The sequence below is a fragment of the Proteus hauseri genome (assembly GCF_004116975.1).
GTDB lineage: Bacteria > Pseudomonadota > Gammaproteobacteria > Enterobacterales > Enterobacteriaceae > Proteus > Proteus hauseri.
This window is the reverse complement of sequence record NZ_CP026364.1, coordinates 2,989,498-3,016,488: the sequence shown is the minus strand read 5'-3', so window position 1 is coordinate 3,016,488 and position 26,991 is coordinate 2,989,498. Positions and strand designations below refer to the sequence as shown.

27 protein-coding genes are annotated in these 26,991 nt (G+C 39.0%); 4 read left to right on the top strand and 23 right to left on the bottom strand.

The window, feature by feature from the left end:
- Nucleotides 1–8: 8 nt before the first annotated feature.
- From ycfP to yceD, 19 genes are all read right to left on the bottom strand, one after another.
- Complete coding sequence (gene ycfP / locus PH4a_RS13680) at nt 9–545, bottom strand: alpha/beta hydrolase YcfP (RefSeq protein WP_064719627.1); 537 nt, start codon at nt 543–545, stop codon at nt 9–11.
- A complete protein-coding gene (nagZ, locus tag PH4a_RS13675; RefSeq protein WP_129040477.1) occupies nt 542–1,561 on the bottom strand; it encodes a beta-N-acetylhexosaminidase in 1,020 nt (339 codons plus the stop codon). The genes ycfP and nagZ overlap by 4 nt, the downstream gene beginning before the upstream one ends.
- Before the next feature lie 38 nt (nt 1,562–1,599).
- Complete coding sequence (locus PH4a_RS13670) at nt 1,600–2,499, bottom strand: phosphotransferase (RefSeq protein WP_244212883.1); 900 nt, start codon at nt 2,497–2,499, stop codon at nt 1,600–1,602.
- The gene (locus PH4a_RS13665) at nt 2,477–3,058 is read right to left on the bottom strand and encodes a penicillin-binding protein activator LpoB (RefSeq protein WP_129040475.1); all 582 of its coding nucleotides are present in this window, start codon (nt 3,056–3,058) and stop codon (nt 2,477–2,479) included. The genes PH4a_RS13670 and PH4a_RS13665 overlap by 23 nt, the downstream gene beginning before the upstream one ends.
- Before the next feature lie 17 nt (nt 3,059–3,075).
- Nucleotides 3,076–3,477, bottom strand: a complete 402-nt coding sequence (locus tag PH4a_RS13660; protein WP_129040473.1) for a YcfL family putative periplasmic lipoprotein — start codon at nt 3,475–3,477, stop codon at nt 3,076–3,078.
- Between the two features lie 64 nt (nt 3,478–3,541).
- The gene (gene hinT, locus PH4a_RS13655) at nt 3,542–3,892 is read right to left on the bottom strand and encodes a purine nucleoside phosphoramidase (RefSeq protein ID WP_129040471.1); all 351 of its coding nucleotides are present in this window, start codon (nt 3,890–3,892) and stop codon (nt 3,542–3,544) included.
- Between the two features lie 42 nt (nt 3,893–3,934).
- A complete protein-coding gene (locus tag PH4a_RS13650) occupies nt 3,935–4,720 on the bottom strand; it encodes a metal-dependent hydrolase (RefSeq protein ID WP_129040469.1) in 786 nt (261 codons plus the stop codon).
- A 65-nt stretch (nt 4,721–4,785) separates the two neighbouring features.
- The gene (holB, locus tag PH4a_RS13645) at nt 4,786–5,769 is read right to left on the bottom strand and encodes a DNA polymerase III subunit delta' (protein ID WP_129040467.1); all 984 of its coding nucleotides are present in this window, start codon (nt 5,767–5,769) and stop codon (nt 4,786–4,788) included.
- Nucleotides 5,766–6,413, bottom strand: coding sequence for a dTMP kinase (tmk, locus tag PH4a_RS13640; RefSeq protein ID WP_129040465.1), 648 nt, complete (start codon nt 6,411–6,413; stop codon nt 5,766–5,768). Before tmk ends, holB begins: the two co-directional genes overlap by 4 nt.
- Before the next feature lie 2 nt (nt 6,414–6,415).
- Nucleotides 6,416–7,438 carry an endolytic transglycosylase MltG gene (gene mltG, locus PH4a_RS13635; protein WP_129040463.1) on the bottom strand — a complete coding sequence of 341 codons (1,023 nt, stop codon included), beginning with the start codon at nt 7,436–7,438 and terminating at the stop codon, nt 6,416–6,418.
- 17 nt (nt 7,439–7,455) lie between these two features.
- Nucleotides 7,456–8,286: an aminodeoxychorismate lyase gene (gene pabC, locus PH4a_RS13630; protein WP_129041919.1), complete on the bottom strand. Its 831-nt coding sequence runs from the start codon at nt 8,284–8,286 to the stop codon at nt 7,456–7,458.
- Nucleotides 8,287–8,415: 129 nt separating this feature from the next.
- Nucleotides 8,416–9,657, bottom strand: coding sequence for a beta-ketoacyl-ACP synthase II (gene fabF / locus PH4a_RS13625; RefSeq protein WP_129040462.1), 1,242 nt, complete (start codon nt 9,655–9,657; stop codon nt 8,416–8,418).
- Nucleotides 9,658–9,731: 74 nt separating this feature from the next.
- Nucleotides 9,732–9,968, bottom strand: coding sequence for an acyl carrier protein (gene acpP / locus PH4a_RS13620; protein ID WP_004247087.1), 237 nt, complete (start codon nt 9,966–9,968; stop codon nt 9,732–9,734).
- Between the two features lie 158 nt (nt 9,969–10,126).
- Entirely contained in the window at nt 10,127–10,861 is a 735-nt protein-coding gene (gene fabG, locus PH4a_RS13615) for a 3-oxoacyl-ACP reductase FabG (RefSeq protein ID WP_129040460.1), read from the bottom strand.
- Between the two features lie 8 nt (nt 10,862–10,869).
- Complete coding sequence (gene fabD / locus PH4a_RS13610) at nt 10,870–11,802, bottom strand: ACP S-malonyltransferase (protein WP_129040458.1); 933 nt, start codon at nt 11,800–11,802, stop codon at nt 10,870–10,872.
- 19 nt (nt 11,803–11,821) lie between these two features.
- Complete coding sequence (locus PH4a_RS13605; RefSeq protein WP_129040456.1) at nt 11,822–12,775, bottom strand: beta-ketoacyl-ACP synthase III; 954 nt, start codon at nt 12,773–12,775, stop codon at nt 11,822–11,824.
- Between the two features lie 4 nt (nt 12,776–12,779).
- Nucleotides 12,780–13,817, bottom strand: a complete 1,038-nt coding sequence (plsX, locus tag PH4a_RS13600) for a phosphate acyltransferase PlsX (protein ID WP_129040454.1) — start codon at nt 13,815–13,817, stop codon at nt 12,780–12,782.
- Between the two features lie 24 nt (nt 13,818–13,841).
- Nucleotides 13,842–14,012, bottom strand: a complete 171-nt coding sequence (gene rpmF, locus PH4a_RS13595) for a 50S ribosomal protein L32 (protein WP_064719612.1) — start codon at nt 14,010–14,012, stop codon at nt 13,842–13,844.
- A gap of 5 nt (nt 14,013–14,017) precedes the next feature.
- Nucleotides 14,018–14,551 carry a 23S rRNA accumulation protein YceD gene (gene yceD, locus PH4a_RS13590; RefSeq protein ID WP_064719611.1) on the bottom strand — a complete coding sequence of 178 codons (534 nt, stop codon included), beginning with the start codon at nt 14,549–14,551 and terminating at the stop codon, nt 14,018–14,020.
- Between the two features lie 141 nt (nt 14,552–14,692).
- Between yceD and PH4a_RS13585 the strand changes: the two genes are divergently transcribed.
- Nucleotides 14,693–15,292 carry a Maf family protein gene (locus tag PH4a_RS13585; protein WP_129040452.1) on the top strand — a complete coding sequence of 200 codons (600 nt, stop codon included), beginning with the start codon at nt 14,693–14,695 and terminating at the stop codon, nt 15,290–15,292.
- A 47-nt stretch (nt 15,293–15,339) separates the two neighbouring features.
- On the top strand, nt 15,340–15,657 hold the full coding sequence (locus tag PH4a_RS13580; protein WP_129040450.1) for a lipoprotein: 318 nt from the start codon (nt 15,340–15,342) through the stop codon (nt 15,655–15,657).
- Between the two features lie 95 nt (nt 15,658–15,752).
- Here PH4a_RS13580 and rluC read toward each other — a convergent pair whose 3' ends face one another.
- A complete protein-coding gene (rluC, locus tag PH4a_RS13575; protein WP_129040448.1) occupies nt 15,753–16,706 on the bottom strand; it encodes a 23S rRNA pseudouridine(955/2504/2580) synthase RluC in 954 nt (317 codons plus the stop codon).
- A 532-nt stretch (nt 16,707–17,238) separates the two neighbouring features.
- Between rluC and rne the strand changes: the two genes are divergently transcribed.
- Nucleotides 17,239–20,835, top strand: coding sequence for a ribonuclease E (rne, locus tag PH4a_RS13570; RefSeq protein ID WP_129040446.1), 3,597 nt, complete (start codon nt 17,239–17,241; stop codon nt 20,833–20,835).
- 181 nt (nt 20,836–21,016) lie between these two features.
- Here the strand turns inward: rne and tmaR are convergent, their stop codons facing one another.
- Nucleotides 21,017–21,355 (bottom strand): PTS system regulator TmaR, encoded by a 339-nt coding sequence (gene tmaR, locus PH4a_RS13565; RefSeq protein WP_064719606.1) that lies wholly within the window; start codon nt 21,353–21,355, stop codon nt 21,017–21,019.
- Nucleotides 21,356–21,923: 568 nt separating this feature from the next.
- Complete coding sequence (locus tag PH4a_RS13560) at nt 21,924–23,186, bottom strand: MFS transporter (protein WP_129040444.1); 1,263 nt, start codon at nt 23,184–23,186, stop codon at nt 21,924–21,926.
- Between the two features lie 461 nt (nt 23,187–23,647).
- Here PH4a_RS13560 and sbcB point away from each other — a divergent pair, with 461 nt between their 5' ends.
- The gene (gene sbcB, locus PH4a_RS13555) at nt 23,648–25,078 is read left to right on the top strand and encodes an exodeoxyribonuclease I (RefSeq protein ID WP_129040442.1); all 1,431 of its coding nucleotides are present in this window, start codon (nt 23,648–23,650) and stop codon (nt 25,076–25,078) included.
- 70 nt (nt 25,079–25,148) lie between these two features.
- On the opposite strand, the gene dld is transcribed toward sbcB, so the two are convergent.
- On the bottom strand, nt 25,149–26,903 hold the full coding sequence (gene dld, locus PH4a_RS13550; RefSeq protein ID WP_129040440.1) for a D-lactate dehydrogenase: 1,755 nt from the start codon (nt 26,901–26,903) through the stop codon (nt 25,149–25,151).
- Nucleotides 26,904–26,991: the final 88 nt, after the last annotated feature.

Here is a 26,991-nt window from a genome sequence, read left to right as displayed (position 1 = left end):
TTAATACCTCATTTGGTATTAAAAGCTTTAATTTTAAACAGATGCTCTGAGAGATTTTTAAACTTATGCGTTTGATTATCATCCCAAATGACTGAGTAATAAGGCGATAACTCATCTGCAGAACGTTGATTATCTAAAATCTCATCATTACGCGATAAAATTACTAAGGCATTGTCTCTGTTTTTAGAACGGAAATCCTTGATACATTTTGTGGCGATATCTAAATATTCTTCGGGTCTGTCAATTTTATCCGTCATATTCTCGTAAGGAAAAAGATTTGGATTTATCATTACTTGACGAATATTACACAAGAAACCAATACGTTCAGCCCAATATCCGCCTAATCCGACTCCGCAAATTAAAACCGGTTCTTTAGTCGATTTAATCACTTTATCCGTTTCTTTCAACAAATGTTGCATATCATGACGAGGATGCAACGTACTGTAGCTAATAAAACGAACATCAGGATCAATAAACTGTAGCTGTAAAACTTTCTCATGATTTCCCGGACTACTGGAATCAAAACCATGTAAATATATAATCATGCGCGCTCCTGCCATTGCTCCTGTAATTGGGTCAACAACTGATTTGATTTTTTCCAACGATCAGATGCTTGAAGCTCACTCAAGGTGTAGCGACCTCGATGATGGTACAATGCAGAAATTCGCTCTGCTTTGACTGAGGACAGGTTATCTAACACACTAACAGCACCTTTGCGATTATTACAGACTAAAATCATATCGCAGCCTGCATCTAAAGCACGTTGCGCTCTTTGTGCATAGCTTCCCATTATAGCTGCACCTTCCATTGAAAGGTCATCAGAGAAGATAACGCCTTGAAAGCCAAGTTGCTCACGTAATACTGATTTTAACCAGTATGGTGAACCACTTGCTGGACGCTCATCAATTTGTGAATAAATAACATGCGCTGGCATAATAGCATCAAGTAATTGGCGTTGAATGAAATCTTTAAAGATAGACATATCATGCTGGCGAATATCATCAAGTGAACGCTCATCACGAGGTGTTTCTTTATGAGAATCTGCTCTAACGCCACCGTGCCCAGGAAAGTGTTTGCCTGTCGATTTCATTCCCGCTGAACGCATACCTTTAATAAAACTCTCGGCCATCGCCATTGCAACTTCAGGAGAATCATGAAAAGAACGTTCACCAATAGCGATGCAGCTATGACCTAAATCAAGCACTGGAGCAAAGCTAATATCAATATCCATCGCAATCATTTCAGAGGCCATAAGCCACCCAGCCTCTTGTGCTAACTGACTTGCTTGATAGCGTTCATTTAATGCAGCGTAAGATTGAGCAGCTGGAATACGAGTAAAACCGTCACGAAAACGTTGTACGCGACCACCTTCTTGATCAACGGCAATAACAAGACGTTCATGTGAAGCATCTCGAATTTGGCGCACTAATTCATTTAATTGTTCAGCATCGTGGAAGTTGCGGGTAAAAAGGATTAATCCACCGACCAGTGGATGCTTTAATATTTCGCGCTCCTCACTATCGAGTTCATATCCTTCCACATCGAGCATTACTGGCCCCATAACATTCCTCTCTTTGTAATTGTGACAATATAATGTCTTTAGCACATCAGACTAAAATAGCGGCGTAAAGGTTCTGACATTATTAAAAATAATTCATCTTTTGTTTGCTGCCAACGTACTTCATACCACATTAGCATCATATAAAAAATGAATGGTTCTCTAGAAAGAATTTTCTTTCTTAGCTGTTCAACAGAATAAGGTATTCCCTTTTTGGGTTGAAGGTGATGACTATGATATGAACAATAATAGTGTAAAAACTGTCTTTGTTGCTCTGGGGTTAATTGATTAGAAGCAAAAAGTGTCATCAATGAATCCGCTATATCAATATCGGCCGCATATTCCCAATCAATGAATTTTATACCTGAATCACTCAGAAGAATATTAGCAGGATGTAAATCCATGTGAGCTGGCGCGTATTTTATAAGATTGTGCCGGGGTTGCTGTAAAAAATCACGCTGTAAAGCTAACCATTTTGGTGATAAGCGTTTTCTATCGATACCATACCAATAAATAGATAATTCATGCCAAAGATCAAGAGGATAGCCAAAAGGTTTTTGCTGATGTAACTGAGCAATTTTTTGTGCGAACGGCTGAAAATAAGAGCCAACCAACTGTTGGTGTGAGAGATGTTTACCTTGCAGCCAATGAAGAAAAAACCATTCTCCATAACGAGTCGCAATTTTTGGCGATAAATCAGAGCCAGAAAGTTGCTTTAAAATAGCGTACTCCTTTCTGGCTCTAACAAATAAGGCCGTTTTTTCTATTCCATAATATCGTGCAACCCAATCAATCTCAGCATATTGGATGCGGAAAGTCCCACCGCCTAATCCTGCTAATGCTGTAATTTTCCAATTACTCAATGTTATCGTCGGGAATAAAGCATGCAGTGCATTAAGTAATTTAGAGTAATGCGTATCACTCAACTTTATTACGCCCATTCCAGAGTATTTCACCAGTAGAAACAGACATTAGCTGCATATTGATCACCCGATTATCTTTTTTACCATCAACGGTTGAAAATAAAATGTAATCCGCTTTTAGGTAACGAGCTAATCCAATCGCTGCGCTACGTAATCCTAAGCTATCTTCACCAGATAATCCTAATGCTTTTCTTGCCGACATCATTTGTGCATAAGATACTGTTTGTAAAGCACTAATTTGATTTACTGATTGGATAATAGTATTAGTGCCATTAACAGCTTGTATGTTTCCACCGGAATTGTTTTTAATATTATCAACAACTAATAATTTTCCAGCGACAAGATCATCCGTAACCGCCATCTCTCTAATTAATGGTTGAATAGCTGAATTCCAATTAATACTGGTAATTTTAGGTGGTGTTGGAACAACCTCGATAGGTGGCTCTATTGGTACAGTTGGCTCAACCGGCTCTGTTGGCGTAACAGGTTCAACAGGAACAGGTGGCTGTTGTGGCAACATCGATGGGCAACCTGCAAGTAAAAAAACAGACATCACAACAAATAAAATTCTTTTCATACTGCTGTTACCTTATCCTAAATAAAAAGATAGACCCTGACATAGCTAATTGTTTTATCTGGTATATCGCCGCTAATTTCAGTATCACCATCACCCAAAATAGTCACATCATTGACACGACCCGCTGGAGACACTTCAAGTCCTTGTTCGTTATACCAATAAAAGCGATAACGGATAGAAACTGGGTAAGACTGTGTATTAGATAGCATCACTGTTGCACGTGTACCATTAGCATATTGCGTTATTGCTGGACGTCCAGCAACAATACCTGCGGCTAATACTGATGGCTCCATCACTATCGCCTGGTGGCGATTAAAGTAGAGTTTATTATCTGCATTAGATGATAAACACCCAGTGACCAATGTCGTCATAAACAGTATAACAAGTAATGAAAATAACGATTTACCTTGTTTTATCATGCAAACTTCCCGTTATCGCGCGCACTCACGAAAGTTTTTCTATTAATCCAATAATATTTAATGGTTATTGGCTTAATAAAGGACCTAGCGGTTTTCCACCTAATAAATGCATGTGGATGTGAAACACTTCTTGTCCACCATGTTTATTACAATTTATCACTAAGCGGTAGCCATCTTCTGCAATACCTTCTTGCTGAGCAATTTTGGCAGCGACCACAATAAGGTGCCCTAAAACTTGCTCATCTTGTTCAGTAACATCATTTACTGTAGGAATAAGTTTATTCGGTATAATTAAAATATGTGTTGGTGCTTGCGGTGAAATATCACGAAATGCGGTTACCGTATCATCTTGAAAAACAATATTGGCGGGAATTTCGCCACGAATAATTTTACTGAAAATCGTTTCTTCTGCCATTTTTTCCACCTGATTATTAATTTTAGTTTCTAAACCAATTTATTAGTCAGCTAAATTTTGAATATGAAAAAGTTTAGCAAAGTTACGTGTCGTCTGTTGGGCTAACTCTTCAACACTCACGCCTTTCAATACCGCCATATATTCTGCAACATCACGTACATACGCGGGTTGATTTTCTTTGCCTCTGTGTGGTACTGGGGCTAAATAAGGGGAGTCTGTCTCAATTAAGATCCTATCCAGAGGCACAATGCGTGCAGCTTCTCTTATTTGCTCGGCATTTCTAAAGGTAACAATACCTGAAAATGAGATATACATTCCTAAATCAAGCAACGCGATAGCTGTTTCTTTATCTTCGGTAAAACAATGTAATACACCACCACAATCTTGTACTTTCTCTTCCTTCATAATAGCAAGCGTATCTTCACGAGCGCTGCGAGTATGTACAATAATCGGCTTATTCACTTGTCTACCAATGCGAATATGCTCACGGAAGATTTCTCTTTGTAGCTCAGCATTTTCTTGTTGATAGTAGTAATCTAATCCTGTTTCACCTAATGCAACAACGTCAGGTTCAGCAGCCAAACGCGCTAACTCTTCAACATCATGCCCTTCATCAAGATTAAGCGGATGTATACCACAAGAAAATGCAATATTGTCGCGTTTACCAATAAGTTCGCGCATATTCTTAAAGCCAGAAAGTGTTGTTGCAACTGCCAACATATACTGGACATCGCGTTGTTGTGCTTTTTCAACAACATCATCAATATTTTTATGCAGTTTTTCATAATCTAAGCTGTCGAGATGGCAGTGTGAATCAACTAAAAACATAACGTACTCTCATTTATTTAGTCGTGCTAATTAATCTATTTATTTTATTACAGCTAAGATCACAATTAATGCTGTGTAACTAACTGATTTTCCCAGACTAGCAATTGCTCTGCTAGTAATAACTCTCTGTTTAATGATGGTATAGACATTAATTGGTAACGACATTGTTTCCATCCATCAATAACCGATAATAAAACATCTGAAGGTAATTGAGATAACGCAATAATCAACGGCTGTCGGTCTTGATTAACACAATAAGTCTGTGCATTGGATTGCAGTTTCAATGCATCAAGTAGTAACGACAACAACCAATACAAACGGCGATCTACGTTATCTTGATTTAGCTGTGGTAAAAAAGCATAGAGATTACGTTGTTGTAAACCATTCAATAATCCTTGGCAAAAGCGGTCTCTTTCCTGCCACTCTTCTTTAAGTAATCTCAATGCTAAAACAGGTGCACCCTGAGATAAGTTTATCGCAGTAATAATATCGCTATATGGAATATTTGGAAGCTGTTGCTGCAACCAATGCCCAGCATGATTAATGGCTGGTGCAGCCAAGTGATAATGGAAACAACGGCTACGCAACGTGGCTAATAACGCTTCTGGCTGCTGACAATCAAGTAAAAAATAGGTATTTTTAGGCGGCTCTTCTAATGTTTTTAATAGCGCATTAGCAGCAGCTTCAGTTAATGCTTGAGTTTCTTTGATCCAAACAACCCGTGATCCACCTTGTTGAGCATGATGCTCTAGCTTTTCGGTTATTTTTCTCACAGTTTCAATTCCAATAGAGGCCTTACCTTTTTCGCATTGTAAGATATGCCAGTCAGGATGCGTTTGAGCCAACATAAGATGACAACTATGGCACTCATTACAACTTTTTAATCCCTGTTTATTCTGGCACATTAACCAACGACTTAAACCATAAGAGAGCGCCTCGACTCCCATTCCTTCTGATGCCTGTAGCAAAAGAGCATGGTGCCCACGTCCTTCTTGATACATGCTAATGAGTTGTCGATATGCCTGATTTAACCAAGGATACCAATTCATAATGCGTTATTTTCCTGCTCAATTAACCAAGTAGTAAGTGTTTGGCGAATATCGGCTTGTACTTTATCTATCGTTTGTGAGGCATCAATAGTTATAATTGATGAATCTTCTTTAGCGAGTGATTGATAACGCTCGCGAGTACGATAGAAAAAGTCCATAGATTCTTTTTCTATTCTATCTAATTCACCTCTTGCCCTTGCTCTTGCAAGACCAATTGCCGGATCAAGATCTAAATACAAAGTTAAATCAGGGCGAAAATCACCTAAAACTGTATTACGTAGTGAAAGCATTAAGTTTTTATCTAAACCTCGCCCACCACCTTGATAAGCTTGTGATGACAAATCATGGCGATCACCAATAACCCATTTCCCATCGGCTAACGCGGGTTTGATCACATTTTCAATTAGCTGAACTCTAGCGGCATAAAGCATTAATAACTCAGCTTTATCTGTTACTTTCTCGCCTTCAATGCCTTGCTTTATAAGCTCGCGTAATTTTTCTGCAAGAGGCGTACCACCGGGTTCTCTGGTAAAAGCCAGATTGGTTATTCCTTGCTGTTTTAATGTTTCAACAACAGTTTGAATAGCGCTCGTTTTTCCTGCGCCTTCTAACCCTTCAATCACGATAAATTTGCTGTTATTCATAATTATCTTTGTTGTAAGCGTCGATATTGCGCGACCGCTTTATTGTGTTCATTTAATGAGGTAGAGAATTTATGCCCACCTGTACCATCTGCAACAAAATAGAGATAACGTGTATCTGCTGGGTGAGCGGCTGCTTTAATTGATGCAACACTTGGCATTGCAATAGGTGTTGGTGGTAATCCATCAATTTGATAAGTATTGTAAGGGGTATAACCATTTAAATCACTACGATAGATGGTTCCACGATATTTATCACCCAATCCATAGATCACTGTAGGATCTGTTTGTAATCGCATTTTTATTTTTAATCGATTTACAAAAACAGAAGCCACTTTAGTTCTTTCGGCATCAATTGCGGTTTCTTTTTCAATGATCGACGCCATAATCAGCATTTCATAAGCAGATTTATACGGTAAATCACTATCGCGTTTAATCCACTCTTCTTCTAATGTTTTTTCCATTTGTTGATAAGCGCGTTTTAAAATTGCGATGTCTGTCGTGCCGGCGGTGTAATGATATGTATCAGGTGCAAACCACCCTTCTAGATTGCTTATTTCAGGTTTAATACCAATAGCTTCGCGTAATTTATCGCTATCCATAGTATGTGCGATAGCGTTAAGTTCAGTGGCTTGTTCAAAAATAGGCTGCCAATCACTGAGTCGACTTCCTTCAATAAAACGAATGGTAAATTGCGCCTCTTTACCGCTTTTAATCAACAATAAAACATCGCGTAATGTCATGCCTTTTGTCAGTCGATATGTTCCTGCTTTAAATTGTGCTAATTCCGGTTTTACTTTTAGCAAGATCTGAAAATAGTCACCTTCTTTTAGTAATTTATTTTTTATCAATAACTGTTCCATTGCGATACGTCCTGTACCGGCAGGCACTGTAAGCAATGTTTCATCTTGCTTCACAACAACATTTGATTCTAATCCACGGATATTTTGCATTACATACAAAGCAACTGCGCCTACGCTAATTAATAAGGCAAAAAAAACAATCCAAATAATCTTTTTTATCTTCATTCACGACTCATCAAAATTTATTTAAGTGATAAACAGCATTGTAAAACAACATCATAATAATCTCGGCTAGAATATTGATAGCGCTTATCATCCGAAAATTCGATCTGTACAACGGGTATGATTGGCATTAATGCATTTGTTAACCAAACTTCATCTGCATCAAAAAGTGTTTGTGGTTTTTCTTTCACCACATGAATATCCCAATTACGTTGCTTAGCAAATTGCAAAATCTGTTGACGCATAATGCCATTAACCCCAGACGCTGTCAGGTTTGGTGTGAAAATTGAATGACCTTTTCGCCAAAAAAGATTAGAGGCATTGGCTTCAATTAAATAACCCTCATTATCACACACTAATACATCGTCAAATTTTGTAGTTTCTAAATGATGTTTTATCAAAATTTGTTCTAAACGATTCAGATGTTTAATGCCGGCTAACATTGAGTTTTTACCCAATAAGATAGGACTTATACCCAATAAAACACCCGACAGTTGCTGATTAAGATAATGAGAAGGATAAAGTGAATTTGAAGTGACAATCGTGGGTGTTATAAATCCTTTAGATGAATAACCACGGCCACCTATACCTCGAGTGATAATAACTTTGATAACACCTTTGGATGTTTCGATAGTAGTAGCAATATCTATAATGTGGTTTTTTAACCAGTTCCAATCTGGAAACGGTAAAAAAAGTGCCTCACAACCTTGTTTTAGCCTTTCAATATGGGCAGATAGCATAATGGGTTGATTATTTTCAACAAGAAGTGTTGTAAAACAGCCATCACCAAATTGCACTGCGCGATCACTGGCATCGACAGTGTTCTGTTGTTGCCCATTAACCCAATACATCGGATATTCTGCCTTTATCTCATTGATATTCATTTGCACATAATAAAGCAACTGGCTGCAAAAGGACAAAATAAAAGACCCAGAGTTATCTGGGCCTTCAGTCTGATCAGCTATTGATAAATACGTCGGTTATACGCGTTTAAATAGAACTGAACCATTTGTACCACCAAAGCCAAATGAGTTACACAGAGCATACTCCATATTCTCAACTTTACGTGCTTTATGTGGAACAAAATCAAGACGACAATTTTCATCTTGATTATCAAGATTAATTGTTGGAGGCGCAATTTGATCACGCAGAGCAAGGATAGTAAAGATTGACTCAACCGCTCCTGCAGCACCTAATAAGTGACCTGTCATGGATTTTGTTGAACTAACTAATACATCAGTCCCCTTACCAAACACAGCTTCTACAGCTTGTGCTTCAGCAATATCACCAGCATTAGTTGATGTACCGTGTGCGTTGATATACCCAACATTAGCAGCGGAAATACCTGCATCATTTAATGCATTTTCCATTGCTAATGCTGCACCAGCGCCATTTTCTGCTGGTGAAGTCATATGGTAAGCATCGCTGCTCATACCAAATCCGACGATTTCAGCATAAATTTTAGCACCACGGTTTTTGGCGTGTTCATATTCTTCTAGTACCAGAACACCTGCTCCATCACCAAGAACAAAACCGTCACGATCAGTATCCCACGGGCGGCTAGCCGCTTGTGGATTATCATTACGGGTTGATAATGCGCGTACTGCACCAAACCCGCCAAGACCTAATGGTGTTGTTGCTTTTTCAGCACCACCCGCCAACATAGCATCTGCATCGCCATAAGCAATAATACGTGCAGCATGTCCAATATTATGAACACCCGATGTACATGCAGTTGCAATAGAGATAGTTGGGCCACGTAAGCCGTAAATAATACTTAAATGTCCTGCAACCATATTAATGATGGTTGAAGGTACAAAAAATGGGCTAATTTTACGAGGGCCACCATTCGTCATAGACGTATGGTTGTCTTCGATAAGGCCTAAGCCACCAATACCAGAACCAATCGCAGCTCCGATACGACTTGCATTGGCTTCTGTTACTTCAAGACCTGAATCTGCAAAGGCTTGAACACCCGCAGCAATACCATACTGAATAAAGAGATCCATCTTACGCGCGTCTTTACGCGAAAGATTATAATCTTCATGATTGAAATCTTTTACCAATCCAGCGAATTTGGTCGCATGATGACTGGTGTCAAAATCTTCGATAAGGCTGATACCACTCTGTCCGCCACATACAGCTTCCCAAGAAGCTTCTGCGTTATTACCGACAGGAGATAACATGCCTATTCCGGTCACAACTACACGACGCTTAGACACGCTTATCCTCCAAGGAGGGAAATAGTTAGGGTAAAAAAATATAGGCGGTCGAGTGACCGCCTAGAGTAGCAGACTTATTTACCTGCGTTCTCAACGTAATCAATTGCAGCTTGAACTGTAGTAATTTTTTCTGCTTCTTCGTCTGGGATTTCGATATCGAATTCTTCTTCCAGAGCCATTACCAGCTCAACTGTGTCAAGAGAATCAGCGCCTAAGTCATCAACAAATGAAGCCGAATTTACAACTTCTTCCTCTTTAACACCCAGTTGTTCAACAATGATTTTCTTAACGCGTTCGTCGATAGTGCTCATACTATTAAATTTCCTATCAAAACTCGCTTGCGCGATGATTTTCTTAGTTTATAAATACAGGAAAAGATGCTAACCAATCCCGACTGTGTGGACTACTTTATTCGCTATATTTTGCATTATATTGTACGCAAAAAGCAAATATAAAGACGTCCCCATAATTAGATCATATACATGCCGCCATTGACATGTAATGTTTCACCTGTGATATAGCTTGCTTCATCAGAAGCTAAGAAAGCTACAGCACTGGCAATCTCTTTGGCATCACCTAAACGGTTAGCAGGAACTTGAGATAAAATACCCGCTCTTTGGTCGTCTGTTAATGCTTTAGTCATATCAGTTTCAATAAAACCTGGAGCAACAACATTTACCGTAATGCCTCGGGAAGCAACTTCGCGTGCTAATGATTTACTAAAACCAATCACACCCGCTTTTGCCGCCGCGTAGTTTGCCTGTCCCGCATTCCCCATAGTTCCTACAACAGAACCAATGGTAATTATACGACCATAACGTTTTTTCATCATAGCACGCATAACTGCTTTAGACAGACGGAAGACTGATGAAAGATTTGTGTCGATGATATCTTGCCATTCATCGTCTTTCATGCGCATCAACAGGTTATCACGAGTAATACCTGCATTATTGACTAAAATATCAATTTCGCCAAATTCAGCACGCACATCAGCTAAAAATTTTTCGATAGAGTCGTTTTCTGTGACATTTAACACAAAACCTTTACCCTTACCGGCTAAATATTCAGAGATAGCCTGCGCACCGTTTTCACTCGTTGCTGTACCAATTACTGTTGCGCCACGTGCGACTAAATCTTCTGCTATCGCACGGCCAATACCACGGCTTGCGCCAGTAACTAGTGCTATTTTTCCGTCAAATCCCATGAGTTCCCTCAGTCATTTCCTAATGCAGCGTTTAATGAAGCAATATCATTAACCGCTACAGCGTTCATTTCTTTAGAAATGCGTTTGGTTAAACCGGTTAATACTTTACCCGGCCCCATTTCTAATAGTTGAGTGATGCCTTTATCCGCGATAAGTTCAACCGTTTCAGTCCAGCGCACTGGGTTATATAACTGGCGAACTAATGCATCACGAATAGCATTTGCATCTGTTTGTGCTTTCACATCAACGTTATTAACAACTTGAATTTCAGGTTGTTTAAATTCAATTTCTTGCAATGCGATAGCCAGTTTCTCTGCCGCTGGTGCCATTAACGCACAATGCGAAGGCACACTCACGGCTAGAGGCAATGCGCGTTTAGCACCGGCTTCTTTACATAAAACACCCGCACGTTCTACCGCTTCCTTATTACCTGCGATAACCACTTGTCCTGGTGAATTAAAGTTAACTGGCGAAACGACTTGTCCTTGCGCTGCTGCTTCACATGCTTTTGCAATAGCATCATTGTCTAGACCAATAATGGCATACATGGCACCTGTACCTGCGGGTACAGCTTCTTGCATTAATTGACCGCGTAATTCTACTAGTTTAATTGCCGCTGCGAAATCAATAACACCAGCACACACTAATGCAGAATATTCACCAAGACTGTGACCCGCCATCAGTTGTGGCATTTTTCCTTGTTTTTCTTGCCATACACGCCATATTGCAACCGATGCTGCTAATAATGCAGGCTGTGTCTTCCATGTCTTGTTTAACTCTTCTTCAGAACCATTTTGTACTAAATCCCAAAGAGAATAACCCAATACATCTGAAGCTTGAGCAAATGTTTCTGTCACTACAGGATATTGCTCAGCAAGTTCTGCTAGCATTCCGATAGCTTGAGATCCCTGTCCAGGGAAGATCATTGCAAAATCAGTCATATTTATTTTCCTGATAATATTAAAAACGGATAAGTGCAGAGCCCCAAGTAAAACCGCCACCAAACGCTTCCAGTAAAATTAACTGACCGCGTTGAATGCGATTATCTCTTACAGCTTCATCTAACGCTGTAGGAACGGATGCTGCTGACGTATTGCCGTGACGATCTAATGTCACCACTACTTTATCCATTGTCATATCCAGCTTTTTCGCCGTTGCTGAAATAATTCTTAAATTTGCCTGATGAGGCACTAACCAGTCCAGTTCAGATTTATCAAGATTATTTTTTTCTAGTGTCTCATCCACAATGTGGGCAAGTTCACGAACTGCGACTTTAAATACTTCATTGCCTGCCATAGTGACATAAGCAGAAGCATCTTGGTTTTCTCTATCCTGATAAGGCAGTGCTAATAGCTCACCAAAACGCCCATCAGAATGTAAATGTGTAGAGACGATACCCGGCTCTTGTGATGCGCCAACAACTACGGCACCGGCAGCGTCACCAAATAAAATAATAGTGCCACGATCATTAGGATCTAATGCGTGTGATAATCTATCAGCACCAATAACTAACGCGTGTTTTACAGAGCCAGTCTTAATAAATTGATCTGCAATACTCAATGCATAAACAAAACCTGAGCAAGCAGCAGCAACATCAAATGCGACACAATCTGCAATACCTAACGCATTTTGAATTTGGCACGCCGCACTTGGAAACGCATGAGAACCGGATGTTGTTGCAACAATAATTAATCCGATATCTTGTTTATTAATGCCAGCCATTTCTAGTGCATTTGCAGCCGCACCTGCGCCCATTACTGCAACGGTTTCTTCTTCTGTTGCAATTCGACGTTCATGAATACCTGTTCTGCTGACAATCCACTCATCAGAGGTATCAACCATTTTTTCTAAATCGGCATTAGTCCGCACTTGTACAGGCAAGAAACTACCAGTACCTAAGATTTTTGTATACATTCTGTCAATCACTCTTGGGTAATACTGTCTTCAAACGTGAGGCGATCCGTTCTGGGATCTGACGCTCTACCGCTTGAACAGCCTGTTCTATTGCTGCTGTAAACGCGTTTTCATTTGCGCCACCATGGCTCTTAATGACGATACCGCGTAATCCTAACAGAGAAGCACCGTTATACTGGTCGGGGTTCATGTGTCCAAAACGCTTAATTAGCCGCTTTTGTAACCACTTCTTCAATATTTTTATCCACCACGACGTTTTTTTATTTTCGGTAGTAGAAGATTTAATCAATGAAAGGAAAACTCGGATAACACCTTCCATCGTTTTAAGGGAGACATTACCTGCGAAGCCGTCACACACCAAAACATCGGTTTTACCTGTCAGTAATTCATTACCTTCAACATAACCAATATAATTAATATTAGGTGTCGCCTTAAGTACAGTGGCGGCTTCGCGGATATTATCTAATCCCTTACTCTCTTCTTCACCAATATTCAAAAGCGCAACTTTTGGTGAATCAATTCCTGCTATTTCTTCGGCCATTACTGCGCCCATCACTGCAAATTGCACCAACATTTTGCTATCACAGTTGACGTTGGCCCCTAAATCAAGAACAACTGTCTTACTTTTTTTCTGATTAGGTAATACAGAAACTAAAGCAGGTCGTTCAATTCCATCAATAGAACTAAGACGAAGTTTTGCTAATCCCATCAACACACCGGTATTACCTGCACTCACACATGCCTGTGCGTCTCCTATTTTTACCAGATCAAGTGCCACTCGCATTGAGGTGCCTTTACTTGCTCTAATGGCTTGTGAAGGTTTAGCATCATTGGCGACAATATGTTCAGCGGGTATAATTTGTAAACGGGAGATTAGCTCGGCATTTTGATTTGCAAGCAAAGGAGATATTGAATCTGGTTGACCTACCAGCAATATTTTTAAATGAGGATTAGATGCCAGCGCCCGCAAACAAGCAGGCACTGTGATACGAGGACCGAAGTCCCCGCCCATCGCATCTAACGCTATGGTTAGATTTGTCAAGGTATCAACGAGCTATAAAGCTAATTACTTGTTGATAACCTTGCGGCCACGGTAGTAACCGTCAGCAGTTACATGGTGACGCAGGTGAGTTTCACCAGTAGTTTTGTCAACAGAAACTTGAGTTGCTGTCAGCGCGTCATGAGAACGACGCATACCACGTTTAGAACGAGTTGGTTTGTTTTGTTGTACGGCCATTGACCTTACTCCTTAGTACTTTTCTTTAAACTGGCTAATACGGCAAATGGATTCGGTTTCTCTGATAATTCCTCAGGGAGTTCACCGAAAACCTGTTCCGCGTCGGACACTTCACAGTGTTCAAAATCATGTACCGGAACCACCGGCAAGTTGAGGATTATTTCATCTTCAATCATTGCCAGCAAATTTATTTCACCAAATTCGTCTACGTCGACTGGCTCATACTCTTCCGGTAATGCCTCAGCCCGCTCATCACTGACAACAGGGCTAAAACAATATGTTGAGTGAACATGGTACGGATAATGACCGCCACAACGTTGACACTCTAAAGTCACATCCACATCGGAATGCCCTTTAATAACAGCCAAACGTTGATGGTCAATATCGAAAGACAAAGTCACATCAATATCACTGTTCACACTGACCACCGATTCAGCTACGCGGCTAACCTGCTCAGGAGAATAATGACCGTTATAGTCTAATTTCTTCTGGGCTGTTCGCAGCGCATCAATGGTCAGGGGTAATTTTACCTTTTGCATAAGGCGCGCATATTATCTTTGTAATGGAATATAGTCAAAGAAAAAGGCGGGTTATCTACACCTTTCCACCAAAATTCGCTTTATCAGCGGCGCATAGTTTAGAATGTCAGGCATCATTTTGCTACGGATTTTAAAAAAAATATGTTGCCACTCATTCTTGCGTCTACTTCACCCTTTCGAGCTCAGTTGCTGAAAAAGCTTGGAATACCCTTTATACAGGCATCTCCAGAGGTTGACGAAACACCTAAGCCCACCGAGTGCGCACAAGATCTTGTCACCCGCTTATCCTATGAAAAAGCGAGCGCTTTACAAGTAAAATTTCCTCATCATTTAATTATTGGCTCTGATCAAGTCTGTGTACTTAATAAGAATATCACTGGTAAGCCACTTAATTTTGATAATGCCTTTGCGCAATTAAAACAAGCATCGGGTCAATGTGTCTCTTTTTATACCGGATTAACGCTATATAATAGTCTGACGTTACAACATCAAACGCATTGCGAATTATTCCAAGTCTATTTTCGCCACTTAACTGATGATGAAATTATCGGCTATTTAAATAAAGAAATGCCTTTTTATTGCGCTGGAAGTTTTAAATCTGAGGGTTTAGGGATTACACTATTTAATAAGTTGGTGGGTGACGACCCTAATTCTTTAATTGGATTACCTCTTATCCAGTTGAATAAAATGTTACTTTCGCAAGGAATAAACCCCTTACTTTTTACAGATAATCAGAAATAACGTTGATCATCTTATTTTTTTAAATTTTTGTAGCGATAAAACTTATCATGAATAAATTAATCTCTGTGTTAGCCGCTCTTATTCTCGCCACCGGCCTTTCTGGTTGTTCTGATGAAAAAGAAGACACCTCAGAATTTCAAAAAAACTTTGTTAATAGTTGTGTTTTAGGATCTGGAATTTCTGATCAAACATTAATTCCAAAAATCACAGAAGTTTGTGGTTGTACTTATACCAACATTATCAAAGAGCGTGGAATTGCAGAATTTATTCGTGTTGATACTGAAATGCGAAAAGACTCGAATAAAGGTGTGCCTAAAGAGTGGAATATTGATGCAATTGTTGAACAATGCATGACAAACCTATAAGGCTAAAGCTTATTTAACACCTTGAAATAAAACATATTTTTTAACACATGCACCCAGATTTTGGGCGCATGTTATTTTATTCGCAATATCTAAATTTAAGATTTGGTTTTACGTAACATCAATAAACATTGACGCAATTTGTTATCCATTGGCGCTTCAATTCGCATTTGCTCACCCGTAGATGGATGCGTAAAAGTCAGTGAGCTTGCGTGTAAAAATAGACGATTTAACTTTGTTGATGCTAATTGAGCATCAAACTCGCGATCACCATAGCGGTCATCAAAAGCAATAGGATGACCTGCATGTAATGCATGAACACGGATTTGATGCGTTCTACCCGTAACTGGACTCGCTTTTACTAAAGTTGCAAATTCAAAGCGTTCTTCTATTTTAAAACGGGTTTCTGAAGGCTTCCCTTCACTATTCACTTTCACCACTCGCTCGCCACTTTGCAAAATATTTTTTAATAGTGGTGCTTGAATAACTTTAGTATGAGACTGCCATTCCCCCCTCACTAGCGCCAAATAATCTTTTTGCATCTGTTTTAAACGTAATTGCTCGTGTAGCGCACGTAACGCAGAACGTTTTTTCGCGATTAACAATACACCCGATGTATCTCTATCAAGACGATGCACAAGTTCTAAAAATCGCGCCTCAGGACGTAATGCACGTAATCCTTCAATAACACCAAAACTTAATCCACTTCCGCCATGCACTGCAGTGCCTGAAGGTTTATTGATAAGCATAAGGTGCTCATCTTCATAAAGAATACACTCAGCTAATGCAGCAACCTTGCCTAACTTTGGTGAAACCGCAATTTCTTCTTTTTCAGATACTCTAACCGGTGGAATACGAATAATATCCCCAGCATTGAGTTTATATTCAGGTTTAATCCGCCCTTTATTTGCCCGAACCTCGCCTTTACGAATAATTCGGTAAATCATACTTTTTGGTACACCTTTTAAGCGTGCCAGTAAAAAATTGTCGATACGCTGGCCTGCTTCATCGCCATCAATGGTGACGAACTGAACTTGATTAAATGATTTCATAGTGGCGATTCTTGGACTCTCTTAAAATAAAAATAACAAATAACTTAATGCTGCACAAAATAACATCAATTCTGTCTTCTATTTTAACCTGATTAATGGGAAAAAGACGAAACATTAGCTAATCTCTCATATTTATACAGAAAAAGTCACCAAAGCGGAAAAGTCATCTTGCTATAACCCTAACACCAATGGAATAATGCAGAGTCTCCTGATTATGTTTATCAGGTATATTTATGAAAATTTTGTTTGTTTGATATTCAAAATGCAGCAATGGCGTAAGACATAGTCGAATATCAAACAATTTAGTATGCCACAAATACATCGCTTACTGAGTTGGAACAGTACGTTTCAATTAAAGAGTGCTGAATTTTAGAACTGAAAATCAGACTCACCGACATATTGCATCTCTATACAATCGACAACCGTGAGGTTGGCGCCTTTGTAAAAGACACGAGGTCATCGGTTATCAGTAGTGTAATTACGTATGTTAGTGGCAGATTATAAAACGTGAAAATAACGAGTAAGTCACAATATGAAAAGAATGCTAATTAACGCGACTCAACAGGAAGAGTTGCGTGTTGCCCTTGTGGATGGGCAACGCTTGTACGATCTGGATATCGAAAGCCCCGGTCATGAACAAAAGAAAGCTAACATCTATAAAGGTAAAATCACTCGAATTGAACCCAGCTTAGAAGCCGCTTTCGTTGATTATGGTGCGGAGCGTCATGGTTTCCTTCCTATCAAAGAAATTGCCCGCGAATATTTTCCTAGTAATTATCACTCTCATGGTCGTCCTAACATCAAAGATGTCTTAAAAGAAGGCCAAGAAGTTATTGTACAAGTGGATAAAGAAGAGCGCGGCAACAAAGGTGCAGCATTAACCACTTTTATCAGCCTTGCAGGTAGTTATTTAGTATTAATGCCAAATAACCCACGTGCAGGTGGTATTTCTCGTCGTATCGAAGGAGAAGACCGTACTGAGCTGAAAGAAGCGTTATCAAGTCTTGAAATTCCAGATGGAATGGGTCTTATTGTTCGTACTGCTGGTGTCGGAAAATCAGCAGAAGCACTACAACAAGACTTAAGCTATCGTTTAAGACATTGGGATGCTATCAAGAAGGCCGCAGAGAACCGTCCTGCACCTTTTCTGATTCACCAAGAAAGTAACGTAATCGTTCGCGCATTCCGTGATTATCTACGTCCAGATATTGGTGAGATCTTAATTGATAACGCAAAAGTAGTGGAAATGGCTCGTAGCCATATCGAAGCGATTGGTCGTGGTGATTTTGCTAGCAAAATTCGCCATTACACCGGCGCGGTTCCGCTGTTTAGTCATTATCAAATCGAATCACAAATCGAATCTGCATTTCAGCGTGAAGTACGCTTACCTTCTGGTGGTGCATTAGTTATTGATACCACCGAGGCATTAACTGCTATCGATATTAACTCATCGCGTTCAACTCGCGGTGGTGACATCGAAGAGACAGCGTTTAATACCAACTTAGAAGCAGCAGATGAAATTGCACGCCAATTACGTTTACGTGACCTTGGCGGATTAATCGTTATCGACTTTATCGATATGACTCCGGTTCGTCATCAGCGTGAAGTTGAAAACAGAATGCGTGAAGCCGTTCGTCAAGATCGCGCTCGTATTCAAATTGGTCGAATCTCTCGCTTTGGCCTGTTAGAGATGTCTCGTCAGCGCTTAAGCCCTTCATTAGGTGAATCTAGCCACCACGTTTGCCCTCGTTGCTTAGGCACAGGAACTATTCGTGATAATGAATCACTCTCACTTTCAGTACTTCGTCTAATTGAAGAAGAAGCGCTAAAAGAAAATACCCATGAAGTTCATGCGATAGTGCCGGTTCAAATTGCCTCTTATTTGCTTAACGAAAAACGTAAAGCAGTAACAGATATTGAGCTACGTCAATCAAATGTAAAAGTGGTTATTGTTCCAAATGACCAAATGCAAACGCCACATTTCTCTGTTATTCGTGTGCGTAAAGGTGAAGAAATCACTTCTCTTAGTTATAACTTGGCCTCATTCCATGAAAGCCAGTTAAATGAAGCCGAAGATGAAGTCGTGGTTGAGCGTAAAACACCAGAGCAACCGGCTATTTCTGCATTTGCTTTGCAACCAGAAAGCACAACAGAAGTTGTTAGTAAGACCAAAGCACCTTCTGCGCCAGCAAAATCGGCTGAATCAGAAAAAACAGAAGACTCAGGTTTCTTCGCTGGTATTACGAAGTTCTTCTCTAACTTGTTTGCTAGCAAACCAGAGCCGGTTGTTGAGCCTGAAAAACCACAGGAAAACAAAAGAGAGAATAATAACGACAACCGTCGTGAACGTCGTAATAACAATAATCGTCGCAATAATAACAATCGCCGAGATCGTGATAACGACCGTACTCGCGATAATGAACGTAATCGTGATAACGAACGCAATCGCGATAACGCAACTAATGCAAATAACGAAGAAATTCGTAAAAACCGCAATCAAAAAACACCAAATACTTCAACTGAAGCGATGAGTGAACAAGAGATTGCAGAACGCGAAGCGCGCCGTCAGCAACGCCGAGAACAACGTGCAGAGCAACGTCGTCGCCAAGAAGAGAAACGCCAACAGCAACTAGAAGCAGCTAAAGCACAAGCAGCACAAACAGAAACAAGTGATGAAATCGCTGCAAATAAAGATGATGCAGAGAAAAAAGAGGAAGTACGACGCCCTGTAATGCAACGCCGTACTCGTCGTCAATTAACTCAATCTATTCGTGTTACCGATGCCCAGAGTACCACTGCGCTTCCTGTTGTAGCAGCATCACCAGTTTCTGTAGTAGATAAAGCAATTTCTGAAACACCTGTTGTTCAAAGTACGCCAAAAGCAGTTACGGCTGCAGTGACTGCAGAGAAAGTGCAATCACCTAAACCGGTAGCAACTAGTAAAGCAGACAACAATGATGCACAAGCACCAAAAGCATCATTAGAAACAGCAAAACAGCAAGATGAAGAGAAACAAGACGACAACAACGCACAGCAAGATAATGTGATGCCGCGTCGCTCTCGTCGCTCTCCTCGTCATTTGCGTGTTAGTGGACAACGCCGCCGTCGTTATCGTGATGAACGCACACTAACCTCATCACCTGTTCCGTTAACGATGGCAGTTGCATCACCAGAATTAGCATCTGGTAAAGTGTGGGTTCGTTATCCTGTAACACCAATCAGTGATGAGCAATTTGTTGATAATAATGCAACAAATAACTTTGTTTCTCATGCTGAGCCACCTGTTATCGCGATTACACCAGAAGCAACTGATGCCATTGTGACTGAAATTGCACAATCTGAGCAAACACAGGCAACACTTGCGGTCACAGTAAGCCAAGAAACGACGCCAGCAACAGACGCTGTTGCTGAAATTATTGCTGTTGAAGCGCAACCGCGTATTGAAGAAAAATCAGATACAACAGAAATTATCAATACTGTTGTTGATGAAATTAATCCCCAAGAAAGTGTTACTCGTAAAGAAAACATTTCTGCGGTCTTAAATACGACTGAAGCTTATATGCATGAAGCATCACAGCAAGCCGAAACTTCAGAAACTGAAAAACCTGCTGTTGAACATGTAGTTGAACATGCAAAAGAAACTGAAGTAGCACAACGTGAAGAAAGCCAACCCGTTATTACAGATAATAATGCTGATGTTCAGCCGATGGTTGAGACTATCACAGACACAACCACTGAAGCTGCAGTAGAAGCAGTCGTTGAGCCTGTTACTGACGTCATTGTGAGCAATGTAGTTGAACCTACGACGACTGAACATAATGAAGTCGCGACAACAAGCGGTGATGTAACTGAGCAAAACCAATCTGAAGAAAAAGCGGAAGCTGTACCAACAACACCTGTTGCTAATGTAGAAACTCTGCACAATCTCCAAGTGGTGCGTCAGTTACATGCAAGCTCGCCAATGACAAAAGCGGCTGCCTCTAATGAAACTGCGGTAGCAATTGAGGTTAAAGCTTGGGAAGCGCGCCCTGCTTTTGAAAAGCAAGGCCGCAGTGGTGCGGGTGGACATAGTGCAACCAACCACGCTTCTTCTGCAATGGCTAAAGCTGAAAGTAAAAACGAAGAGTAATAAATAAAATATTTTATTGAATTACGACTAATAAAGAACCCGCTTAATCGCGGGTTCTTTTATTTCACAATCAGAATATCTGCAAGATATATCTTTTAAAAATCAAACCGTTTTATGTTAATAAATACCATAAAAAAAGCCTCTGAATATTCAGAGGCCTTAAGTTTGCTGCCTAATATAATTAGTCTTTTATACTAGGGATATTTTTCATCTCACCCATCGCTTTTAATTGCTTAGACAATTCACGACGTTCTTTGGATAAGTCTGCATTTTTGATGATATAGTCATCTACGCGATCTTCATAGTCGCTACGCATATTAGCAATAATACCTAGCACATCTTCTATCGACATACCTGGTTTAATATATTCACTTAAGTTGTCTAATAAAAGAACACGTTTTTGGTTATCACGGATCTTCTTCTCATTGTCAGTGATCTCACGACGGATTTTGTTTTTACGACGAAACATACGCACAAACTCCAGTACGTTTTGGAAAGACGGCTTGCTTGCGTTATCCATTTCCTGCACCTTTACAATTGATATTTAAGATAAATAGTTCTGTTTAAGATTATCGCTTAATCGTGTCAATAAACAAGTAAAGTTTACAATATTAATTGATTTCATTTAATAAACAGCTAATTAGCTCAACGGTATCATTTAAATATAGTCAATAATATTAAACCCGTAAACTGCCTATGCCTTTATCTCACACAATAAAAAATACACCAGAGGATCATCACAAAAAATCTATCGCACTCCGCTATTTTTCAATACCAATTTTATAGAGCAATTCAGCTATGGAGAGATCAAACTTAGACTGGTATTTCAAAAAGAAAATATTGATAAAATAAGAAGGTCAGATGCCCCTTGTTTGAATAGCTACTGCTTACCAAGTGTGACATTGCTTTTAATAAAAATTTATCATTATGTTAGCTTCTTCTTTTATTATTTTGATTGGTATTATTCATCGCTTAAAAAACACCCTGCTAGTAGATTACTCACAGGGTGATGATGTTCATTTACTATCAGAATGAGCTAACCGAAGAAAACTAACAAGCATAAATTCAAACAGAAAATACAATGCTAATTAAACTGGCTGAGTCTTATTCGATGATAACTCTTTTTTTACTGTTTCACCCGGTAATGTCTTATCATCCGCACGTAAGCAAATAGCAGACATTAACGTTGTACCAATTACAATGCATCCCATCACCATATAAGTTGGTGCAAAGCCATAATGGTCATATCCATAACCCGCTAATGGGGATAATAAGGTTGCAACAATAGAACTAACACATTGGAAACCAACTAAATAAAGTGTTGAAGATAAACGTTTATCAAAGTGTTGGCTGTTATATTTAAAGATTGAAATTAATAAAATAGGTAACTCAACTGCATGTAGTAATTTCATACATGAAATCATTACGGGTCCTTCAACTAACCCTGAACCAATAATACGCGCCGCCATAACACTACTTGCAAGTAATAAACCGTTTTTTGCACCAATTTTATTGACTACAAATGGAGCAATAAACATGCCGCCCGCTTCTAAGAATACCTGTAATGAATTCAGATACCCGTACATCTCATTACCTTGTTGTAAGGTTGCAAACTGCGATGAAAAGAAAACAGGAAACTGCTGATCATAAACACCATAGACACAAGTACCAATCACAAATAATATCAGAGCCCAAAAGCGTGGCAATGAAAGTAAATTCAGTGCATCTTTTACTGTGATTGCCGAAGTTTTTCCATGTTCTAATTGATTAAATGCGTCTGATTTTCCTGTTTTTAATAATGTTAAAAGAATTAAAAAAACCACACCGGAAATAGAAGCCATTACAAAATTGTAATTAGGATCGATATTAATATTATGACCTGCAATAAATGTTGCAGATGCCCAACCTAAAGATCCCCACATTCTTGCTCTGCCATACTCAAAACCACGAATACGACTTACACGCTCTGTATATGACTCTAATACGCCTATCCCTGCATTAAAAGTCATACCTACATATAAACCACCTAAAATTGAGCCAACAAAAATATTCCAACGTAATATAGAGGCAAACCCAAGGAAAAATGGCCCAGAAAGGATCAGTAATACCGCAATAACTAATAGTAAATTTTTTCTTAATCCTAACTTATCCTGAATAAAGCCATACAGAGGTTGAGCACATAAGGCGATAAGAGAAATTGCAGAGAATATTAAACCGGTATCTGTTGCTCTTAATCCAACATATTGGTTTAACCAGATAGAGACTAATGAAAATGATGAAGACCACGTAAAAAAGAAGAAAAATAGCAATGCACTTAAAATGGCATAGTATTTCTTAGCGTCTTTGTTCATGGTTAAGCCCTTATAGAATTATTTCATTATCAAATGTTAACGTTAACTTTGAGGGTAACAAACAAAATCGTTGGCATTCTGTGATATAAGACACAAAAGTTAACGTTAACAATTTGGGTAATGTGCGTTAGATCTACTTTTATCATACGCATACAATGATGTATTTAAACGTACAGATTAACATCATATCTCTCTCACTTTATTTATTGAAATTTTTCTTAAACCGCGCTCTTACACTATCATGGCATTTCATGTTTCTTTGAATATGGTTTACCATGACAAGATATTAAATTGACGTTGCCAGTAAGCCATAGATTTACACTTAATGATGTACTAAAAATCATTTGTTTAGGTCAAATATGCCAGCAAAAAATCAATTAAAACTAATTCAACACTTTATGCACCATGTTATGCACCATGTAAAATGATGTGTTAAGCAGATAAAATTACGGTAGGAAACCTTGTCTAACTCAGCGAAAACGCCCACATTCTATATTCACGATTACGAAACTTTTGGTAAGCACCCCGCAATGGATCGCCCAGCTCAATTTGCTGGTGTAAGAACCGATATGGACTTTAATATTATCGAAGATCCACTCGTTATTTATTGCCAACCTAATGATGATTATCTTCCTCAGCCTGAAGCTGTAATGATAACGGGGATAACACCTCAAATAGCACTAAAAAATGGGGTAAACGAAGCCGAATTTACACGCCAAATTCATCAAGCATTTAGCCAACCTAATAGCTGCATTATGGGTTACAACAATTTGCGTTTTGATGACGAAGTTACTCGTAATATTCTCTATCGTAATTTTTACGATCCTTATGCTTATAGCTGGCAAAAAGGCAATTCACGTTGGGATTTACTTGATGTTTTACGTGCTTGTTATGCATTACGCCCTGAAGGCATTATTTGGCCTGAAAACGATGATGGATTTCCAAGTTTTAGATTAGAGCTATTAACTAAAGCAAATGGTATTTCCCATGAAAATGCCCATGACGCAATGTCTGATGTTTATGCCACTATTGCTATGGCAAAAAAATTAAAACAAGCGCAACCTCGTATGTTTGATTACTTTTTCAACCTACGAGATAAACGTAAAGTACAAGCTTTAATTGATATTCCAGCCATGACACCAATTGTTCATGTATCAGGCATGTTTGGTGCGGCTCGTTCTAATTTAAGTCTAGTAGCCCCTCTTGCTTGGCATCCCGATAATCGTAATGCTGTTATTGTTTGCGATTTATCTGCAGATATATCACCGTTATTAACTTTATCATCAGATCAATTACGCGAGCGTTTATATACACCTCGAAAAGAATTATCTACTGACGAACCACCAGTACCAATAAAATTACTGCATATAAATAAATGCCCTATCGTCGCGCCGCAAAATACGCTGCGAACGCAAGATGCAGATAGAATTGGTTTAGACGTTGATCAATGTTTAAAGAATCAGGCGCTATTATTCGCTCATCCAGAAATACGCAACAAAGTTGTTGAGATATTTACTGAACAAACACCATTTGCGGTTTCTGATAATGTTGATTCGCAGTTATATAATGGTTTCTTTAGTGATAATGATCGCAGTGCGATGGATATTATTCGTACAACACCACCTCAAAATTTACCTGCTTTAGATTTAACGTTTGAAGATGCAAGAATGGAACCGCTATTTTTCCGTTATCGTGCAAGAAATTATCCTTCAACATTAAATTATAATGAACAACAGCGCTGGTTAGCACATAGAAAAGAGATGTTAACACCTGAAAAATTAACTGACTATTTCAACACTATTCAGTTATTAGCTGAAGAACATAGTGATAATGAAGAGAAATTAAAACAACTTCATGCACTTTATTTATATGCACAAGAAATTGCAAGTTAATCAATTTAATAACTGAAAAAGGCAGAGTAATTCTGCCTTTTCAGTTATTCAGACTATCAAATAAATTAAATTATTTTTCTATTCCATTATCAGCGTGAGTTTGCCCACAACCACACTCACCACCCCAATATTTTAATTTTGATGTTTTACCAATTCCAGGATTCATACTATTGGTTGGATCATTATGCTGATAAAACGCCTTTAATTGTGGTTTTGCATGATACATATGTCCAACATTATGCTCTGCGGGATATTCAGCACCACGTTTATCTAATAACTCTAGCATTTGGGCTTTTAGTGCTTTGGCATCAACACCTTTTTTAATAATATAATCTTGATGCATAACATGACACATAAAATGTCCGCAATAGAGTTTAAACAATAATTTACTCTCTATTTCTGGTGGTAATTTTTCAAACCACTCTCTATCATTACGACGCAATGCAATATCTAAAGGTAAAACATCCTCTACCTCATTGACATGAACCGCATGATAACGAACTGCAGCGCCGGCAGCAGCAAAGCGATGTAAAAAGGCTTTATTTCCCTCTTCTTCTGTGCATTCAAAATAATCGCCAGAAGCTTGTTTAAAATATTCTTTTAAATAAGTTGATGCCTCATCAATACCACCATCGGCCATTCTTAACATCAAGTGATGCTCATATTTATCGCGAAAATCAGTCATTCGTGCAGGTAAATGCGATGGCCATAATTTACTCATTAACTGCATTGTTCTATCAACCATATTTTTAGGTAAAAATGGCACTTTATTTAATACAGCATCAAATCGCCCTTTAATTGCAAAAAGGGTTGGCATTTTATCAGTACCTAATTTATCGATAACAAGAAAAGTGTCTTTTCCATAAACTTCTGCCATTTCATAATAACTTCTGTGCATATACTCACCGGCTACAGGGAGTGTTTTAAAGTTACTCAAAATATGACGACGAATATCTTCTAACTCATCAGGATTATTAGTACCAATATAGAATACTTGAGTGCGATGATCAGCGGGGAATGTATCTAATCGCACAGCAAAAACAGACAGTTTTCCTGCGCTTCCTGCGGCATCATATAGGCGGCGCTCATCGTTATTAAAACGAGAAGGTGTATCTGCATCAACATCACGCACTCGCTCATGGTATTCATGATCTGAAGCCAGTTTTTCTGTAGCATGAATTTGTTTTGCATGATAATGGCGATTATCAAGATTAGTTAAAATCTCTTCAGGTGTTTCACCTAAATCTATTCCTAAATGATTAACTAATTCAGCTTCACCTTTTTCATTTACACGAGCATAAAGCGATAATTCAGTATACGCAGGGCCACGACGAACCAAAGCGCCACCTGAGTTATTACAAATGCCACCAATAACAGAAGCACCAATACAAGAAGAACCAATAACGGAATGAGGTTCACGCCCCAGTGGCTTTAAGATTTTTTCTAAATGCCATAATGTACTACCTGGAAAAGCAATAACTTGGTTATGTTCTGAAAGCACTTGAATTTTATCTTGCCGCAAAGTGCTAATAATAACGATGTCTCGGTCATAATCATCACCATTAGGTGTTGAACCTTCTGTTAACCCAGTATTTGCCGCTTGCATAATAATAATCTTATCGGCTTCAACACAGGCTTTAAATACGCGCCACTGTTCTAGTAAAGAACTTGGAAATACAACGGCTAATGCCTTACCCTGCCCTGAACGAAAGCCTTTGCGATATCGCTCGGTTTTATGTGCTTGTGTTAGTACTTGTTTTTTTCCGACGATACCTTCTAACTTACGAATAAAATGTTGGTTAGCGGAGCTGTTACTCTCATTCATATTCCCTGTCCTATACCTGTCTTGTCTGATTAATCTTCTATTTTATCAGCCTCTATTTTTGTTCACGATAAAACTGATGAAATATAAG